General features: G+C 49.8%; 19 protein-coding genes and 1 pseudogene. 8 read left to right on the top strand and 12 right to left on the bottom strand.

The genetic code is table 11. The features are described 5' to 3' along the window. The coding region (gene nemR / locus EA14781_RS17320; protein WP_001032956.1) for a DNA-binding transcriptional regulator NemR at window positions 1-582 on the bottom strand (582 nt) is incomplete at its 3' end. Window positions 583-804: 222 nt separating this feature from the next. Here nemR and EA14781_RS17315 point away from each other — a divergent pair. Both EA14781_RS17315 and EA14781_RS17310 read left to right on the top strand, forming a co-directional pair. Continuing rightward, on the top strand, window positions 805-1044 hold the full coding sequence (locus EA14781_RS17315) for a DUF1289 domain-containing protein (protein ID WP_000840481.1): 240 nt from the start codon (window positions 805-807) through the stop codon (window positions 1042-1044). Between the two features lie 48 nt (window positions 1045-1092). Next, window positions 1093-1989, top strand: a complete 897-nt coding sequence (locus EA14781_RS17310) for an aldo/keto reductase (RefSeq protein WP_000250676.1) — start codon at window positions 1093-1095, stop codon at window positions 1987-1989. 150 nt (window positions 1990-2139) lie between these two features. On the opposite strand, the gene EA14781_RS17305 is transcribed toward EA14781_RS17310, so the two are convergent. Genes EA14781_RS17305 through EA14781_RS17295 form a run of 3 tightly spaced genes read right to left on the bottom strand, consistent with a single transcriptional unit; the run spans window position 2140 to window position 5248 of the window. After that, window positions 2140-4152: an FUSC family protein gene (locus tag EA14781_RS17305; RefSeq protein ID WP_000648009.1), complete on the bottom strand. Its 2013-nt coding sequence runs from the start codon at window positions 4150-4152 to the stop codon at window positions 2140-2142. Beyond that, the gene (locus EA14781_RS17300; RefSeq protein WP_000023828.1) at window positions 4152-5009 is read right to left on the bottom strand and encodes an efflux RND transporter periplasmic adaptor subunit; all 858 of its coding nucleotides are present in this window, start codon (window positions 5007-5009) and stop codon (window positions 4152-4154) included. Before EA14781_RS17300 ends, EA14781_RS17305 begins: the two co-directional genes overlap by 1 nt. Before the next feature lie 2 nt (window positions 5010-5011). Next, window positions 5012-5248 (bottom strand): DUF1656 domain-containing protein, encoded by a 237-nt coding sequence (locus EA14781_RS17295; protein WP_000671029.1) that lies wholly within the window; start codon window positions 5246-5248, stop codon window positions 5012-5014. 200 nt (window positions 5249-5448) lie between these two features. Here EA14781_RS17295 and slyA point away from each other — a divergent pair, with 200 nt between their 5' ends. Beyond that, entirely contained in the window at window positions 5449-5883 is a 435-nt protein-coding gene (slyA, locus tag EA14781_RS17290; RefSeq protein ID WP_002462228.1) for a transcriptional regulator SlyA, read from the top strand. Window positions 5884-5929: 46 nt separating this feature from the next. On the opposite strand, the gene slyB is transcribed toward slyA, so the two are convergent. Next, a complete protein-coding gene (slyB, locus tag EA14781_RS17285) occupies window positions 5930-6397 on the bottom strand; it encodes an outer membrane lipoprotein SlyB (protein ID WP_000597186.1) in 468 nt (155 codons plus the stop codon). Window positions 6398-6670: 273 nt separating this feature from the next. Between slyB and anmK the strand changes: the two genes are divergently transcribed. The 5 genes from anmK to pdxY all read left to right on the top strand — a co-directional run bounded on the left by anmK (window position 6671) and on the right by pdxY (window position 11246). Continuing rightward, window positions 6671-7792, top strand: coding sequence for an anhydro-N-acetylmuramic acid kinase (gene anmK, locus EA14781_RS17280; RefSeq protein WP_000835105.1), 1122 nt, complete (start codon window positions 6671-6673; stop codon window positions 7790-7792). Between the two features lie 85 nt (window positions 7793-7877). Continuing rightward, complete coding sequence (gene mliC / locus EA14781_RS17275) at window positions 7878-8207, top strand: C-type lysozyme inhibitor (protein ID WP_000480881.1); 330 nt, start codon at window positions 7878-7880, stop codon at window positions 8205-8207. Window positions 8208-8265: 58 nt separating this feature from the next. Further along, window positions 8266-8922: a pyridoxamine 5'-phosphate oxidase gene (pdxH, locus tag EA14781_RS17270; protein WP_001282322.1), complete on the top strand. Its 657-nt coding sequence runs from the start codon at window positions 8266-8268 to the stop codon at window positions 8920-8922. Between the two features lie 128 nt (window positions 8923-9050). Continuing rightward, window positions 9051-10325, top strand: coding sequence for a tyrosine--tRNA ligase (gene tyrS, locus EA14781_RS17265; protein WP_002462226.1), 1275 nt, complete (start codon window positions 9051-9053; stop codon window positions 10323-10325). A gap of 60 nt (window positions 10326-10385) precedes the next feature. Beyond that, entirely contained in the window at window positions 10386-11246 is an 861-nt protein-coding gene (gene pdxY / locus EA14781_RS17260; RefSeq protein WP_002462225.1) for a pyridoxal kinase PdxY, read from the top strand. Between the two features lie 61 nt (window positions 11247-11307). Here the strand turns inward: pdxY and gstA are convergent, their stop codons facing one another. From gstA to EA14781_RS24400, 7 genes and pseudogenes are all read right to left on the bottom strand, one after another. After that, on the bottom strand, window positions 11308-11913 hold the full coding sequence (gstA, locus tag EA14781_RS17255; RefSeq protein WP_000765741.1) for a glutathione transferase GstA: 606 nt from the start codon (window positions 11911-11913) through the stop codon (window positions 11308-11310). Between the two features lie 105 nt (window positions 11914-12018). After that, entirely contained in the window at window positions 12019-13521 is a 1503-nt protein-coding gene (dtpA, locus tag EA14781_RS17250) for a dipeptide/tripeptide permease DtpA (RefSeq protein WP_000100944.1), read from the bottom strand. A gap of 608 nt (window positions 13522-14129) precedes the next feature. Next, a complete protein-coding gene (gene nth, locus EA14781_RS17245) occupies window positions 14130-14765 on the bottom strand; it encodes an endonuclease III (RefSeq protein WP_001030331.1) in 636 nt (211 codons plus the stop codon). After that, on the bottom strand, window positions 14765-15460 hold the full coding sequence (rsxE, locus tag EA14781_RS17240; protein WP_001289648.1) for an electron transport complex subunit RsxE: 696 nt from the start codon (window positions 15458-15460) through the stop codon (window positions 14765-14767). Before rsxE ends, nth begins: the two co-directional genes overlap by 1 nt. A gap of 3 nt (window positions 15461-15463) precedes the next feature. Beyond that, entirely contained in the window at window positions 15464-16084 is a 621-nt protein-coding gene (rsxG, locus tag EA14781_RS17235; protein WP_000920815.1) for an electron transport complex subunit RsxG, read from the bottom strand. 3 nt (window positions 16085-16087) lie between these two features. Continuing rightward, window positions 16088-17146: an electron transport complex subunit RsxD gene (gene rsxD / locus EA14781_RS17230; RefSeq protein ID WP_000231881.1), complete on the bottom strand. Its 1059-nt coding sequence runs from the start codon at window positions 17144-17146 to the stop codon at window positions 16088-16090. Next, window positions 17147-17291, bottom strand: a pseudogene (locus EA14781_RS24400) (electron transporter RnfC); the annotation flags it as partial.

Genomic DNA, 17291 nt, shown 5'->3' with positions numbered 1-17291 from the left:
CCGAATGGTTTTTACATGTGCCAGCGCGTTTTCCAGAGGCTCGAAACTGCGCGAAATCTTGGCCTGTAGATTCGCGCCCAGCCACAGTGCGTAAAGTACTTGTGCCTGTTGCAGCGGTTCGCCATAAAAGGTTAAACAATGGCTATCACGGCCATTTTCCAGCGCCTGAGAGAGCAGAACGATCACGCCGCGAGCGCCTTTATCCATCGCACTGCGCATATCTTCTGACAGGTCGCACACTTCGGCAGAGAGTTTTACTGTCAGGCAATCACTGATGGTTCCATGTTGGCAAAACTGGTTCAGCGTCTGCTGGTAATAAGCCAGAATGCGGTCGCGGTAATTACCTTCGCCGGATTGCAGCAATTCCGTCAGTCGCTGGTGATATGCCGCGTAATGGCGCTCAAGCATGGCAACGCCAAATGCTTCTTTAGAGCGAAAGTAGTGATAGAAGGACCCCTTCGGCACTTCAGCGGTCTTCAGTAATTCGCTTAGCCCCATCCCGGTGAACCCACGTTGCAGGCAAAGTTGCTCACCCGTAGTCAGGAGATGTTCGCGAGTATCATGTTCGGTATGTTTGTTCATGCGTTGGAGTGTAGTAGACCAGTCGGTCTAGTGCAAGCAAAGTTGCTACTTTGGGTATTAAGGGCTTCAATAGATACAATATACTCGTCATACTTCAAGTTGCATGTGCTGCGACCGTGTTCGCTCACCTCAGCCACTTACTTTAGTAAGCTCCTGGGGATTCATTCGTCGCCTTCCCGCAACCCGAACTATTTAGAGTAAAACTCATCTCAGGAGGGCGAAATGGCGGAGCAATTAGAGTTCTTTCCCGTCCAGAGCCCGTGCCGGGGAATTTGCCAGTCTGATGAGCGCGGATTTTGTCGCGGCTGTTTTCGTAGCCGGGATGAGCGTTTTAACTGGAATAAAATGAGCGATGGCGAAAAACAAGAGGTGTTACGCCTGTGTCGTCAGCGATTGATGCGTAAATTACGCGCGAATAAGCCAGCATCATCAGATGAACCGGAGCAACCATCACTCTTTTAAGCATAATCTTGCGTATACTCCTCTCATATCTGATAAGAGGAAGCGATTATGGTTCAGCGTATTACTATTGCACCGCAAGGCCCGGAGTTTTCCCGTTTTGTGATGGGCTACTGGCGACTAATGGACTGGAATATGTCCTCCCGCCAGTTGGTCAGTTTTATTGAAGAGCATCTGGATCTCGGCGTGACTACCGTGGACCACGCTGATATTTATGGTGGATATCAGTGTGAAGCGGCGTTTGGCGAGGCGCTGAAACTGGCGCCTCATCTGCGTGAACGGATGGAAATCGTCACTAAATGTGGCATCGCGACGACTGCGCGTGAAGAAAACGTCATTGGGCATTATATTACTGACCGCGACCACATTATCAAAAGTGCCGAACAGTCGCTGGTTAACCTCGCAACCGATCGCCTGGATCTGTTGTTGATCCACCGTCCCGACCCGCTGATGGATGCCGATGAAGTGGCGGAGGCGTTTAAACATCTACACCAGAGCGGTAAAGTACGTCACTTTGGGGTATCCAATTTCACACCTGCGCAATTTGCGCTATTGCAATCGCGTTTGCCATTTACCCTTGCCACCAATCAAGTGGAAATATCACCTGTACACCAGCCATTACTGCTGGATGGTACGCTCGACCAACTGCAACAACTGCGTATTCGTCCGATGGCGTGGTCCTGCCTTGGTGGTGGTCGCCTGTTTAATGATGATTATTTCCAGCCGCTGCGTGATGAGCTTGCTGTGGTGGCGGAAGAATTAAATGCTGCTTCTATCGAACAAGTTGTTTATGCGTGGATATTACGTCTGCCGTCGCAGCCATTGCCGATTATTGGTTCCGGTAAAATTGAGCGGATACGTTCTGCGGTCGAAGCTGAAGCGCTGAAAATGACTCGTCAACAGTGGTTCCGTATTCGTAAAGCGGCAATCGGTTATGACGTGCCATAAGCGTTTTTTGGGGATTTTCCGTTCAGATATGCGCCACGGGTTCACGTTGAACGAAAGCCCCTGGAAACGATTTAGCCTTGCTATTCCGGTGGCGATAATATGTCCTGTCAGCCAAAATCATTGGACGGCGGTGAGGGGACTATTAAGTAATTAAGAGACCAGCGTACCTTGCGGCGGTGCTTGTTCAAGCTGGGAAAGTGAGCAGTGTAATCGCCAGATAATCGCCGCCAGTTCCCGGGCGGCAGGCTGATGATGGTGGGCAAGGCTGTCGCAAATTCGCTGTAGTTCATGAAGTATAGCCGCCAGTGATTTTTGTTGGACGCCACGCTCACTCATGACTCCCCGCAACAGTGCAATACAGTTATCATGCACTCGCGATAACGGATCGGAGCGCGATTCCCAATCGCGCAACTGCCAGACAACATGCGAACAGTTCAGTAGTACAACCCCCCAGCGCAATAACCAACGGCGGGCCAGCGCATCCTGGCTGTTACTTAACTGACTGACGTGATGATAGGTGAGCGATTCAAATTCACTTTCACTCAGGATTGGGCGTCGACTAAGTTGATCGACAAAATCCCGACGCAGCGAGCGAATATGGCGGCGGCTTTTGCGCGCATCAGAACCAGGACGGAGAATGGCGAACGCCAGCCACGCAAGCGCAACGCCGACGATTTTTGCCAGATTATCATTAAGAAAATCTGCGAAGTTATATACTGGCGGGTTAGTGACAGCGATAAACGATCCCATAAAAACAATCAGTTGCCCCCACGTTGCGGCAAGTTTCGGCATCTGCAATTTAAGAAGTTGCATCGTTGCCAGCAGCGGAAAGAGAAACAATAAAAATTGCCACAGATCGCTAATCTGCACCATCAGACCGAATTTAACGACAAAGCTAAACAGAGAAAGCAACACCAGCGTGCGCATCAACAGCGATAGCGATTTAAATGGCGCCGGGACGGCGGAATAAAGTACGCAACTGATTGCCGCCAGTGTTAGCGCATTAGCGCCCGCATCCCATTGTGAAGTGATACTCCACGCGCCAATCATCATTAATGTACAAAATGTGCGTAGCCCACTCCACATGGCTTCGATGTTATCGGTATGACGCGCCAGTCCCGAGGTACGGGGGAGTCTGACATGATCATTTGCCCCGCTTTGCAGATGACGCAAGTCCTGGCTGCTTTGTAAATACAGTTGGCAGAAATAGCGTAAACGCAGCCAAAAAGCGACGTGTCGATAATCGGCAGAGTTTGTTGGGCGTAACGGGGCAATAATGCGTGCGACGGTGTAAAAATCCGTTTGCGTACTGGCAAGCGCCTTTAATAACTGTTCGAGGATTTCCCGCGTTGCGGCTGGCGATGAGGGCCAGTTCAGTAACATTCGTCGCAGACTGGAGATGACGCTGGTCAGACGCAACTGTTGGTGCAAAAGCGCATTAAGGCGTGCGTTCTGCTGGCGAAAGCGATAGTGGCTCCAGAACGCCTGAATACGTAACAAATTCATTGTTAATATTTGCCCAATCACGCCTTCATGCGCTGTACGAATGGCATCGTTTGTTTCAGGCTGCCAGAGCAAACTGGCATGCTCCAGTAAGCGGGCGTGCATATTTTTTAACGCAGTTAAAAGAGCGGTAGCATCGGAGCTGCTGGGCAGGATCATCATCATCATCCCGCCGCAAAGAATACCGACAATCACTTCACACACGCGTGCCTGGGCAATGTCCCACAGTTGGGTCACTTCGGTGATATTGACCATCGGAAAGGCGATAATTGCTGCAGTGTAACCCGCCAGTTGAAACGCATACGCCACATTATTGGTGAAGTGCGCACAAGCCCAGGTACAAAAGCCAAGCCATGTCGCCATACTTAACAGAAATAACCAGGGTTCATTGAGAGTATGCCCGGCAAGGATCAGTGCCGCCGTCGCTCCCAATAAACTGCCGGCGATACGTCCCAGGCTTTTGCTGATGACGCCGCCTACGGTGGGAAAGCTTACTACCGCTGCTGAGGTCATCGCCCAGTAGGGCTCATCCAGATTCAAATAATAGGCAACGGAAAGGGCCAGGCACATGGCAATGGTGTTACGTAATGCATATCGCCATTGTGCCAGCGTGGCTTTAAACCATGGCAAATTGCGCAAAGACGTTAACGATGCCTTCATTATTGACCTACGGCTATGCTGCAGGTAGTACCAGAGACCAGGGTTAAATTGTTGGGAACGCTATCTAAACGAAAGCGTACTGGTACTCGCTGGGCAAGACGAACCCAGGGCACGTTAGGTTTCACGTCTGGGATCAGGCTGGAATCGTTTTCTACGCTTTGATCATAAATGGCCCGCCCAATACTGGAAACGTGACCCTGTAACTTTCTGTTGTCGCTATACAGCGTAATTTGTGCTGGCGCACCTTCTTTAATATGACGCAATTTGGTCTCTTCAAAGTAACCAACTACATAAAAAGAACGGCTATCGACAAGGGCAAACTGCGGTTTACCAGTATCGGCATAGTCACCTGCGCGGGTCGTGAGGTTAGTGACCCATCCGCTAACTGGAGCGCGAACATCCGTTTGCGACAGTTGCCACTGCGCTTGTTTCAGCATTGCTTGCGCGGCATCGACACTGGCCTGCATCGCTTTGACATTGAGGTTGGCGGTATCCAGTTCTTCGGCAGAAATAAAATTTTGCGAGAGATGGCGGCGGCGGTTGGCTTCGTTATTGGCTTTGGCGAGATCAGATTGCGCTTTTGCCAGTTGTGCCCGGGCATTCAGCTCGGCGATCTGGAAGGGGGTTTTATCGATGGTAAACAGAATATCGCCCGCTTTGACCAGTTGGTTGTCTTTTATATTCAGCTCAACAATACGTCCTGAGACCTGAGGTGTAATAGTGACCTGTTCCGCGCGCACTTTACCATCACGTGTCCACGGTGACTGCATGTAATAGTTCCACAGCCACCATCCGGCGAGTATTGCAACCGCCGCGACAAGAATTGTTGAAAAATACTTAATTGTTTTAATTGACATAATTACCACGCAATCAGTATTGCCAGGGCGAGACAAACACAAATAGCAAACAGTGATAAATCCATTAACAATGGATGCCAGATATCGCCAGCGTAGATCCAGTCGCGCAGCAGGCGGTGTACGACCAGCCAGATGACAAATCCAAGCGCGAAGGCTTTGAAGAACGGGGGAAAGTAGATGGATGCGCCAAGCACCAGATCTTGTAAGGGTAATCCTGCTGTATTAGGCATAAACTTCACAAAATAGATTCCTTTACGGGCGAATGTATTGCTTTAGATTAATAAATGTTCGTTAAATGCGAAAAGTTTGCGCGCAATTTCTGAAAAATATGTCTGACGGTAAGCAAATGCAGCAATACATTTGTTTTAGCAATACAATTGCTGCACACTATTCTAAAAGCTGTATAATATCTTAGCAAGCTAATTATAAGGAGATGAAATTGGAATCGCCACTAGGTTCTGATCTGGCACGGTTGGTGCGCATATGGCGTGCTCTGATAGACCATCGCCTGAAACCTCTGGAGTTAACGCAAACTCACTGGGTGACGTTGCATAACATTCATCAGTTACCTCCAGACCAGTCGCAAATTCAACTGGCTAAAGCGATTGGCATCGAGCAACCTTCACTGGTTCGTACTCTGGACCAACTGGAAGAGAAAGGGTTAATTTCGCGTCAAACTTGCGCCAGCGATCGTCGGGCTAAACGTATTAAACTGACGGAGAAGGCGGAACCGCTGATTTGCGAAATGGAAGCCGTTATCAACAAAACGCGGGCAGAAATTTTACAAGGGATCTCACCTGAAGAACTGGAGCAGTTAATTAAGCTCATCGCAAAACTTGAGCATAATATTATTGAGCTACAGGCTAAAGGATGAAATGAAAGGGGCATGTGGTCAGGCTACTGGCCACATGCCAACTTAATTAGCGTGGAGAAACGGTCACCTGGCTGCCATTGCTTGCCAGTACTACGCGTTGTCCTGGGGAGAAGTGGGTACTCCCTTGTTTTTGTACCACCATTATGGTGTTGCCATCATCCTTACGAATTTCCAGCTCGACGCCCTGCGTTTTATTCATGGCGCTCTGCACACCCTGACCGGCTACGCCGCCTGCAATCGCACCTGCTGCAGTAGCCAGAGAACGCCCAGTGCCGCCGCCAACCGTGTTCCCAAGGAAACCGCCAAGCACCGCGCCGCCAATCGCGCCGATAACGTTGGAATCATCACCGCCTTGAATTTGTACCGGGCGTACATTAACGATTGTGCCATAGCTGACATTCTGTACTTGTTTCGCTTCAGACGCGGTATAAACATCTCCTGAAAGGGTATCGTTGTTAACACAACCGGCAAGAGACAGACCTACCATTGAAACAACCAACACGCGTTTAATCATTGAAAAATCTCCTGTTCACCATGAAGTACCACGCAAGTATCCCTCATGGTCAAAGTATATGGCATATGTGAATCCATGGTTACATACACTACCAAATATGAGCGAATCATAATGAAAGTAGGATGAACCAATTATAAACAAAACATTCATGATTATTATTGATTTGAAGATAATGTTTTACTACCAGCCGTAAAAATCGGTCACCACACATGGTATTCACGAAAAGTTTATGCTTGAGTGGTGCGCAAACGTCAGATTGAAAAAGGATGAACTATGAAATCAGGCCGCTTTATTGGCGTTATGTCAGGCACCAGTCTTGATGGTGTTGATGTTGTGTTGGCGACGATCGATGAGCACCGGGTAGCACAGCAGGCTAGTTTGAGCTGGCCGATCCCCGTCTCGCTAAAACAGGCTGTACTGGATATTTGTCAGGGACAACAGCTTACGCTCTCCCGGTTTGGTCAACTGGATAACCAACTTGGGCGACTGTTTGCTGATGCGGTCAATGCGTTACTAAAAGAGCAAGGTTTGCAGCCAAAAGACATCGTTGCGATTGGTTGCCACGGGCAGACTGTCTGGCACGAACCGACTGGGCCGGCGCCACACACTATACAGATTGGCGATAACAATCAGATTGTCGCGCGAACAGGAATTACCGTTGTCGGTGATTTTCGCCGTCGCGATATTGCGCTAGGCGGGCAGGGGGCGCCGCTGGTGCCAGCTTTTCATCATGCATTGCTGGCGCACCCCACGGAGCGACGAATGGTGCTCAACATTGGCGGAATTGCTAATTTGTCGCTGCTCATTCCGGGGCAACCTGTAGGCGGTTACGATACCGGACCGGGCAATATGCTGATGGATGCGTGGATCTGGCGTCAGACTGGCAAATCTTACGATAAAGACGCCGAGTGGGCGCGGGCGGGTAAAGTTATTCTTCCATTGTTGCAAAATATGCTTAGCGATTCGTATTTTTCCCAGCCTGCGCCGAAAAGCACCGGACGCGAATACTTTAACTATGGCTGGCTGGAGCGCCATCTGCGGCATTTCCCGGGGGTTGATGCGCGCGATGTCCAGGCGACATTGGCAGAGCTGACGGCGGTGACTATTTCTGAACAAGTATTATTGAGCGGCGGCTGTGAGCGATTGATGGTATGCGGCGGCGGAAGCCGTAATCCACTGGTGATGGCGCGACTTGCTGCATTGTTGCCAGGAACTGAAGTGACTACGACTGATGCTGTCGGTATTAGCGGTGATGACATGGAAGCGCTGGCCTTTGCCTGGCTTGCCTGGCGGACGCTGGCTGGCCTTCCTGGTAATTTGCCTTCGGTCACCGGCGCAAGCGAGGAGAGCGTTCTGGGCGCGATTTTTCCTGCAAACCCGCGATATCAGAGTTAACTGAATTTTTCTTACTGCGTCTGCCGTTACACTTGGAAAGTTAGGGAGGGCTTTTTGCCCTCTGGACCAGGAAAGTCTTCGGGATATGTTTATGAAAAAACTGTTACTTATCTGCCTGCCGGTACTTCTCACTGGCTGTAGTGCGTTTAATCAACTGGCTGAACGCCTGCAAACTGACACACTGGAATACCAGTGTGATGAAAAGCCGCTGACGGTAAAACTGAATAATCCACGTCAGGAAGTCAGTTTTGTTTACGATAATCAATTGCTGCATCTCAAGCAGGGCATCTCCGCTTCTGGCGCGCGTTATACCGATGGTATTTATGTTTTCTGGTCGAAAGGCGATGAAGCGACAGTTTATAAACGCGATCGCATCGTCCTGAATAACTGTCAGTTACAAAATCCACAGCGTTGAGATTTTTCCAGGGGCGGCGCACAATAGCGTCACCCACTGACAATCCGTAAAGAAAACTATGTCTGATAACGACGAATTGCAGCAAATCGCGCATCTGCGCCGTGAATATACCAAAGGTGGTTTACGCCGCCGCGATCTTCCCGCCGATCCTTTAACCCTTTTTGAACGCTGGCTTTCTCAGGCTTGTGAAGCCAAACTGGCCGATCCTACTGCGATGGTCGTCGCTACCGTTGATGAACATGGCCAACCGTATCAGCGCATTGTTTTACTAAAACATTACGATGAAAAAGGCATGGTGTTTTACACCAATCTTGGCAGCCGTAAAGCACACCAAATCGAAAATAACCCGCGTGTTAGCCTACTGTTCCCGTGGCATACCCTTGAACGTCAGGTGATGGTGACAGGTAAAGCGGAACGTCTTTCGACTCTCGAAGTGATGAAATATTTTCATAGCCGCCCGCGTGATAGCCAGATTGGTGCGTGGGTATCGAAGCAGTCCAGCCGTATTTCTGCGCGTGGGATCCTTGAAAGTAAATTCCTTGAACTGAAGCAAAAGTTTCAACAGGGGGAAGTTCCGCTGCCGAGTTTCTGGGGCGGTTTTCGCGTTAGCCTTGAACAGATTGAGTTCTGGCAGGGCGGCGAACATCGACTGCATGACCGCTTTTTGTACCAGCGTGAAAACGAGGCGTGGAAAATCGATCGTCTCGCTCCCTGAAAAGATGCAAAAATCTTGCGTTAATCGCTGGTACTCCTGATTCCGGCACTTTATTCTATGTCTCTTTCGCATCTGGCGAAAAGTCGTGTACCGGCAAAGGTGCAGTCGTTATAAACATGGAGATTTTGATGGCAAGCAGTAACTTGATTAAACAATTGCAAGAGCGGGGGCTGGTGGCCCAGGTGACGGACGAGGAAGCGTTAGCAGAGCGACTGGCGCAAGGCCCGATCGCGCTCTATTGCGGCTTCGATCCTACCGCTGACAGCTTGCATTTGGGGCATCTTGTTCCATTGTTATGCCTGAAACGCTTCCAGCAGGCGGGCCACAAGCCGGTTGCGCTGGTCGGCGGCGCGACGGGGCTGATTGGCGACCCGAGCTTCAAAGCTGCCGAGCGTAAGCTGAACACCGAAGAAACTGTTCAGGAATGGGTGGACAAAATTCGTAAGCAAGTTGCCCCGTTCCTCGATTTCGACTGTGGAGAAAACTCTGCTATCGCTGCGAACAACTATGACTGGTTCGGCAATATGAACGTGCTGACCTTCTTGCGCGATATCGGTAAACACTTCTCCGTTAACCAGATGATCAACAAAGAAGCAGTCAAACAGCGTCTCAACCGTGAAGATCAGGGTATTTCGTTCACCGAGTTTTCTTACAACCTGTTGCAGGGCTATGACTTTGCCTGTCTGAACAAACAGTACGGGGTTACGCTGCAAATTGGCGGTTCTGACCAGTGGGGTAACATTACTTCTGGTATCGATCTGACCCGTCGTCTGCATCAAAATCAGGTGTTTGGTCTGACAGTTCCGCTGATTACCAAAGCTGATGGCACCAAGTTTGGTAAAACCGAAGGCGGCGCAGTATGGCTGGATCCGAAGAAAACCAGTCCGTACAAATTCTATCAGTTCTGGATCAATACTGCGGACGCTGATGTCTACCGTTTCCTGAAGTTCTTCACTTTCATGAGCATTGAAGAGATCAATGCCCTCGAAGAAGAAGATAAAAACAGCGGTAAAGCGCCGCGCGCCCAGTATGTGCTGGCGGAGCAGGTGACTCGTCTGGTTCACGGCGAAGAAGGTTTACAGGCGGCGAAACGTATTACTGAATGTCTGTTCAGTGGTTCTTTGAGTGCGCTTAGCGAAGCAGACTTCGAACAACTGGCGCAGGATGGCGTACCGATGGTTGAAATGGAAAAAGGCGCTGACCTGATGCAGGCGCTGGTCGATTCTGAATTACAACCATCGCGTGGTCAGGCGCGTAAAACTATCGCGTCGAATGCCATCACCATTAACGGTGAAAAACAGACCGATCCTGAATACTTCTTTAAAGAAGAAGATCGCCTGTTTGGTCGTTATACTCTGCTGCGTCGCGGTAAAAAGAATTATTGTCTGATTTGCTGGAAATAATGCATTAGGTTGAAAGGGGGAGTGAGAAATCACTCCCCTGATTTTTATACAGGGAACATGATGAAAAATATTCTCGCTATCCAGTCTCACGTTGTCTATGGTCATGCGGGTAACAGCGCGGCAGAGTTTCCGATGCGTCGCCTCGGCGCAAATGTCTGGCCGCTGAATACCGTTCAATTTTCCAATCACACCCAATACGGTAAATGGACAGGTTGCGTGATGCCGCCCAGTCATTTAACCGAGATTGTGCAGGGCATTGCCGCCATCGATAAATTACACACCTGTGATGCCGTATTGAGTGGTTATCTGGGATCGGCTGAGCAGGGCGAACATATTCTTGGTATTGTGCGTCAGGTGAAAGCGGCTAACCCACAGGCGAAATATTTTTGTGATCCGGTAATGGGGCATCCTGAAAAAGGCTGCATTGTTGCGCCGGGCGTAGCGGAGTTCCACGTACGTTATGGTCTACCCGCAAGCGACATCATCGCCCCGAATCTGGTTGAGCTGGAAATACTCTGCGGGCATCCGGTACATAACGTCGAAGAAGCCGTTATGGCCGCTCGCGAACTCATTGCGCAAGGGCCGCAAATTGTCCTGGTGAAACATCTGGCCCGTGCTGGCTACAGCCACGATCGTTTTGAGATGTTGCTGGTCACCGCGGATGAAGCCTGGCATATAAGCCGCCCACTGGTAGATTTTGGTGCGCGCCAGCCAGTGGGGGTTGGTGATGTGACGAGTGGTTTACTGCTGGTGAAACTGTTACAGGGTGTGACACTTCAACAGGCGCTGGAACATGTAACCGCAGCGGTATACGAAATCATGGTGACCACCAAAGCAATGCAGGAATATGAATTGCAGGTGGTTGCAGCGCAGGATCGCATTGCCAAACCAGAACACTATTTCAGTGCGACTAGGCTCTGAAATTAGATTGCTGGTAAAAATATAAATATTTGGCCCACAGATTCCTGTGGGCCAATGTTTGTTACTGCAATCCTTCCGCCGTCAGTGCGGCTTTGACCGCCGGACGTTCAGCCATTCGCTGCATATATGCGGCGATATGCTCCAGACCTTCCAGATTCAGTTTCACTCCGTATGCCCAGCGCAACACAGTAAACAGATAGGCGTCGGCAATGGTGAAACGTTGCCCGCAGATCCAGTGCCCATCTTTGAGTGTATCGTTAACATATTGCAGTTTCTTCTCCAGTTGCGCGCGCACCGTCGGTTTGTATTCTTCCGGCGTATCCGGTCGAAACAGCGGAGTAAATCCCTTATGCAGTTCGGTGGCGATATAGTTCAGCCATTCGATGGTTTTGTAGCGAGAAATACTGTTCACTGACGCCAGCAAATGGCGATCGGGGACGCTGTCGGCAAGGTATTGCATAATGGCTACACCTTCTGTCAACAGAGTACCGTCATCCAGCAGCAACGCAGGAACCTGTCCCTTCGGGTTAACGGCAAAGTAATCATCACCATTTTCGAGACGTTTTTTCATTAAATCCACGCTGACGAGCGTAAAGTCCTTTCCGCTCTCACGCAGGGTGATATGGGAGGCAAGAGAGCAGGCGCCCGGTTTGTAGAACAGTTTCATCGGTAACTCCTTTTGGCTGTGATTTAAAGTATGGTAGTGCGTTGCTGAACAAAAAAAAAGCCGCTAACGAAAAGTTAGCGGCTTGTAAAAGAGTTTCCCTGATATTTACGCTACGGCAGCTTTCGCGGCTTTGTCTGCAGCGTCATCCTGCGTCATGCGATGCAGTTTCGGCGCGGTCAGCAGCATCAGCACTGCGATAACGGCAGTGGCAACACCAATCTGTAAGAACACGCGACCATAAACTTCCAGCGACATCAGCGGATCAGTAACGTTATCTGGTACAGCCATCATCCCTGCAACATAACCGCCAATCAGGTTTGCACCCGCAGTGGTCAGGAACCAGCTACCCATAATGAAGCCCATCAGGCGTTGCGGAACGAGCTGTGCAACCATTGCCAGGCCCAGGCCAGAGATCATCAGCTCACCGATACTCTGCAAACCATAGCTTGCAACCAGCCAGCTTACAGAAACGATACCAGCGTCAGAAGCAAATTTCGCACCCAGCGGCAGAATCAGGAATGCGCCAGAACACATCACCATGCCGATTGCAAACTTGGTCGGCATTGGCAGGGTATCACCCATCTTGTTGTAGATAGCTGCCAGAATCGGGCTACCAATGATGATCCAGAACGGGTTCAGCGCCTGATACTGTTCTGGTTCAACTGCCAGACCCAGAATAGAGTGCTCAACGTTACGAATGGCGAAGAAGTTCAGTGATGTCGGCATCTGGCTGTACAGCACGAAGAAGATGATAGCTTCCAGCATCAGGATGAAGGCGACGATCATTTTACGACGCGCGGCACCTTTCATCGCGAAGGCTTCTTTACCAAAGATAACCACGATACCGAAGGCAACAACGCCCAGCGCCATACGCGCAACTTCCTGGTTGTGCAGCAGCCAGGTCGCTACAGCGATCAGCGCCACAACGCCAATAATGGTCAGCAGCAGATTACGGTAGTTGATCGGTTCAAAGTCAGGTTTCGAACCGTACTGTTTAACCCAACGCTGACAGAAGGCGAAGTTAACGATAGTGATCAACAGGCCGACGACGCTAAGAGCGAATGCGACGCTCCAGCCGTATTTTGCCGCCAGCCATGGCGTCGCAATCATAGAGAAGAAAGAACCGATGTTGACGGACATATAGTACATGGTAAATGCACCGTCCAGACGCGGGTCGTTTTTCTCATAGCAAGTAGAAAGCAGCGAAGACGGGTTGGCTTTAAACAGGCCGTTACCTACTGCAATGGCGGCCATACCCATATAGACGATACCGGCATCGTGACCAGACCAGGCAACCAGTGCATAGCCGATCGCCAGTACAATTGCGCCGAGCATAATGACGCGTTTAGTACCCAGTACCTTATCGCCTAACCAGCCGCCGATAGCGACCAGACCGTAAACCAGCGCGCTAAAGGAAGAGAAAAGAGTGATTGAATCCGCTTCAGACATACCCAGTTGTTTAACCAGGTAGACAGCCATAATTCCTTGTAGGCCGTAGTAACCAAAACGTTCCCATAACTCGATCGAGAAGATGAGATAGAACGCTTTCGGTTGTTTGAAAGCATTCAAACTAACGCTTTCTGTTGGTTTTTGGTTTGCTGTGGACACTTTTACCTCTTTTTTTACATCCCATATTAACGGGGGTGCTTTCTCGCGTGATGCCTAAAAAACATACGCGCAATTGTTATAGTGGGAGGGGAAACGGCAGGTAATGTTCACTATCTTGCACTTTCAGACAAGAGCTTTGTAATAATCTGTTACATATAACTGATGCAGGGAATTCATCGGTTCATGGAAATGTTATCCAGCGTTAAATTTTTCAAAAAACGTAACGGCAGATTTTTTCACTACTGTAATAGGGTGATTATTCCTGTTTGGCGATATGTTCTGCTATAAGGTGTTTTATGCAGTGTGATAGCCCATTATCTTAAAAATAGCCAGTGTAATGTTTTGTAGGTTTCCGATGGGGGTGAATCAATACCGTATCTAATTTAACTTCAAAAACGTAATGTTTTTACATTTTTATATCAATGTGATTCTAATCACAAATGGATAGAAAATTTCGCTATTAAAAAACAATTAACCTGCATTTTTGGTTATTCACGAACGGATTGCCTGATGATGCCGCAACGAGGCGGCATCATTAACGTTAAAAAGATGTTTTTGAAGAGGATGAAGAAAGGTTATGAATGGGTAAACGACATTACCCATTTGCGTTAAATGTCAACCTTTTCTTTGTATTCACAAAGATCTTCAATAATGCAGGAGCCACAGCGAGGCTTACGAGCTATGCAGGTATAACGCCCGTGAAGGATTAACCAGTGATGGCAATCGACTTTAAATTCTGCCGGAACCACTTTCAGCAGCTTTTCTTCAACCTGTTCGACATTTTTACCGGGAGCAAATTGGGTGCGATTACAGACACGGAAAATGTGCGTATCCACAGCAATAGTAGGCCAGCCAAAAGCAGTATTCAGCACGACATTAGCCGTTTTGCGCCCGACGCCGGGCAGGGCTTCCAGCGCCGCACGATCTTCCGGGACTTCACCGTTATGCTGTTTCAGCAAAATACGGCAGGTTTTGATGATATTTTCTGCTTTGCTGTTATATAACCCAATGGTTTTAATGTACGTTTTTACACAGTCAACCCCCAGTTCGAGCATTGCGGCAGGCGTATTCGCCACCGGATAGAGCTTTGCCGTCGCTTTATTGACACTCACGTCGGTTGCTTGTGCAGAAAGCAGTACGGCAATCAACAGCTCAAAAGGTGAACTGAAATTAAGTTCGGTTGTGGGATGAGGATTGTTCTCACGCAGGCGAGTGAGGATTTCCAGTCGTTTTGCTTTGTTCATCAGACACTCCCTGTTTCGCCGTCCGGCAACTCACGTGTAGCGACTGCTTCAGTACGGCGCTTTTTCATTTTTTCATCAATCAGGTATTTTCCTGCCAGCATTAATCCCAGACCAATAAATGCGCCTGGCGGTAACATTGCCAATAGGAATGGGGAATCGGTGTGGAAGATTTCTACCCGCAGTACTTTGGCCCAGCTCCCCAACAGCGCATCAGCACCGTCAAACAGCGTGCCGTTACCGATGATTTCTCGCAACGAGCCCAGCACGAACATGGCGCAGGTTGCCCCCATGCCAATTGAAAAACCATCCAGTGCCGAGAGAGCGGGCCCCTTTTTGGCCGCGAAGGCTTCAGCGCGCCCGACAACGATACAGTTAGTGACAATCAATGGAATAAAAATCCCTAACGATTGATACAGACCGAAGGCATAGGCGTTGATCAGCATCTGTACGGCGCTAACCACAGAAGCGATGATCATGACGTAAATCGGAATACGAATCTCAGCCGGAGTCCAGTGACGCAGCGTAGAGATGGTCAGGTTGGTGAGAGTCAGCACCAGCGTTGTAGCAAGTCCTAAGCCCAGTGCGTTGGTGGCGGTAGACGTGACCGCCAGTAGCGGGCAGAGGCCAAGCAACTGGACCAACGCGGAGTTGTTTTTCCATAATCCCTGAACAATAACGTCTTTAATTTCGCTCACGGTTTATTCTCCACAGGCCGGAAGTTGAGAAATCTGTGTCGGTAACGTCTGGGCGTATAACCCGGCGCGTTTAACCGCATTTACCACGGCGCGAGGAGTAATGGTGGCGCCGGTAAACTGGTCGAAATCACCGCCATCTTTCTTTACTGCCCAGTGACCGTCATTCGCACCACTGATTTTTTTATCCGCGAAATGGGTTATCCAGTCAGAGAGACGCAGTTCAATTTTATCGCCAAGACCCGGCGTTTCGTGGTGTTCCGTCACTCGAGTGCCCAGTACCGTGCCGTTAAAATCGGCCCCGACCAGCAACTGAATCGCGCCGGAATAACCATCGGGTGCTGTCGCCTCCAGCACGGCGGCTACCGGTTTGCCATCCTGTTTTGCGATATAAACCCGATGTTCACCTTTACCGAGCTCAGGTGCAGTCACCAGATAACAACTCTGCGCCAGTGCATTGTTATAGCGATCGGCTGGCAGCACTTGATCAAATAATACTTTCTGTTGCAGGCTGGCTTGTTCCGCAATAGTGGTTTTAGTCATCTGGTTAATAGCCGCGGTTAATCCGGTTGAGCCTGCGGCAAACAGCGCCAGCGTGATACCGTGTTTTCGGATTGTTTTCAGCATGGTTTATCCTTTGCGATGGCCGTAGACGCGTGGACGCGTGTAGTAATCGATCAGGGGAACCGTAATGTTTGCCAGCAGGACAGCAAAAGCCACGCCATCAGGATAGCCGCCAAAACTACGGATCAACCAGACTAATAAACCTGCCAGCGCGCCGAAAATCAGACGGCCACGATTAGTGGTGGACGCAGTCACTGGATCGGTCAGAATAAAGAATGCGCCGAGCATGGTTGCGCCAGACAACAGATGAATTTGCGGCGATGCAAGTGTTTCCGGTGCGAACAACCAGCCCAGAGTAGCGCATAGCCCCAGCGATACTAAAAAACTGACCGGAATATGCCAACGAATAGTTTTCTGCCATAACAACCAGACGCCGCCAACCAGCCAGGCGAGGTTTACCCATTGCCAGCCAGCGCCCGCCAGCATACCTCTGTAGATTGGGTACTGCATAATCTGTTCAACCGAATGACCGGCGCGAATGGAGGTTTTGAACGTATCCAGCGGCGTTGCCTGGCTGATGCCATCGATGCCCAGGCGTAGTGTGTTCATATCGCCACCGCTGGCGGTATGACCGCTGAAGATCACTTGTACTGCGTCGATAAATCCGGGTATGTTGACCGCAATTTCATGCGGCGGTAACCAACTGGTCATCTGCACCGGGAAGGAGATCAGTAATACCACATAACCAATCATTGCCGGGTTAAACGGATTCTGCCCCAGGCCGCCATATAACTGTTTAGCGATGAGCACCGCAAACACCGTACCCAGCACTACCATCCACCATGGTGCGAGAGGCGGAATACTGACCGCCAGTAATAAGCCGGTCAACAATGCTGAGTTATCTTTCAACGTTGCGGCTATTGGCTGTTTGCGTAGTTTGAGCACAAGGGCTTCGGCTAACAGAGCACTAACGGATGCCAACAAGATCTGAACGAGTGTACCCCAGCCAAAAAACCACAGTTGCGCAGCGATTCCCGGTATAGCTGCAATCAACACCAGCAGCATAATGCGGGAGGTCTGACGCTGGTTATGGGTATAAGGGGAGCTAGCTATTCTGAATACCATTTAGTCCTCGTTTACAACCTTTTGCTGGGCGGCTTTTTTAGCCTGAACACGGGCGATAGCCGCGGCAACTGCCGCTTTACGCGGATCAACCTGTTCTTCTGGTTCTGCGTTTGTCTGCTGTTGTTCCAGCTTACGCGCTTTGGCA

The sequence above is a fragment of the Escherichia albertii NBRC 107761 = DSM 17582 genome (assembly GCF_000759775.1).
Taxonomy (GTDB): Bacteria; Pseudomonadota; Gammaproteobacteria; order Enterobacterales; family Enterobacteriaceae; genus Escherichia; species Escherichia albertii.
The sequence above is the reverse complement of the archived record's forward strand: the minus strand, read 5'-3'. Positions and strand labels throughout refer to the sequence as shown.

Coding starts and splice junctions, on each gene's coding strand:
- EA14781_RS17315 (WP_000840481.1), top strand. CDS start 805: ATGGCGGAGCAATTAGAGTTCTTTCCCGTCCAGAGCCCGTGCCGGGGA.
- EA14781_RS17310 (WP_000250676.1), top strand. CDS start 1,093: ATGGTTCAGCGTATTACTATTGCACCGCAAGGCCCGGAGTTTTCCCGT.
- EA14781_RS17305 (WP_000648009.1), bottom strand. CDS start 4,152: ATGAAGGCATCGTTAACGTCTTTGCGCAATTTGCCATGGTTTAAAGCC.
- EA14781_RS17300 (WP_000023828.1), bottom strand. CDS start 5,009: ATGTCAATTAAAACAATTAAGTATTTTTCAACAATTCTTGTCGCGGCG.
- slyB (WP_000597186.1), bottom strand. CDS start 6,397: ATGATTAAACGCGTGTTGGTTGTTTCAATGGTAGGTCTGTCTCTTGCC.
- anmK (WP_000835105.1), top strand. CDS start 6,671: ATGAAATCAGGCCGCTTTATTGGCGTTATGTCAGGCACCAGTCTTGAT.
- mliC (WP_000480881.1), top strand. CDS start 7,878: ATGTTTATGAAAAAACTGTTACTTATCTGCCTGCCGGTACTTCTCACT.
- pdxH (WP_001282322.1), top strand. CDS start 8,266: ATGTCTGATAACGACGAATTGCAGCAAATCGCGCATCTGCGCCGTGAA.
- tyrS (WP_002462226.1), top strand. CDS start 9,051: ATGGCAAGCAGTAACTTGATTAAACAATTGCAAGAGCGGGGGCTGGTG.
- pdxY (WP_002462225.1), top strand. CDS start 10,386: ATGAAAAATATTCTCGCTATCCAGTCTCACGTTGTCTATGGTCATGCG.
- gstA (WP_000765741.1), bottom strand. CDS start 11,913: ATGAAACTGTTCTACAAACCGGGCGCCTGCTCTCTTGCCTCCCATATC.
- nth (WP_001030331.1), bottom strand. CDS start 14,765: ATGAACAAAGCAAAACGACTGGAAATCCTCACTCGCCTGCGTGAGAAC.
- rsxG (WP_000920815.1), bottom strand. CDS start 16,084: ATGCTGAAAACAATCCGAAAACACGGTATCACGCTGGCGCTGTTTGCC.
- rsxD (WP_000231881.1), bottom strand. CDS start 17,146: ATGGTATTCAGAATAGCTAGCTCCCCTTATACCCATAACCAGCGTCAG.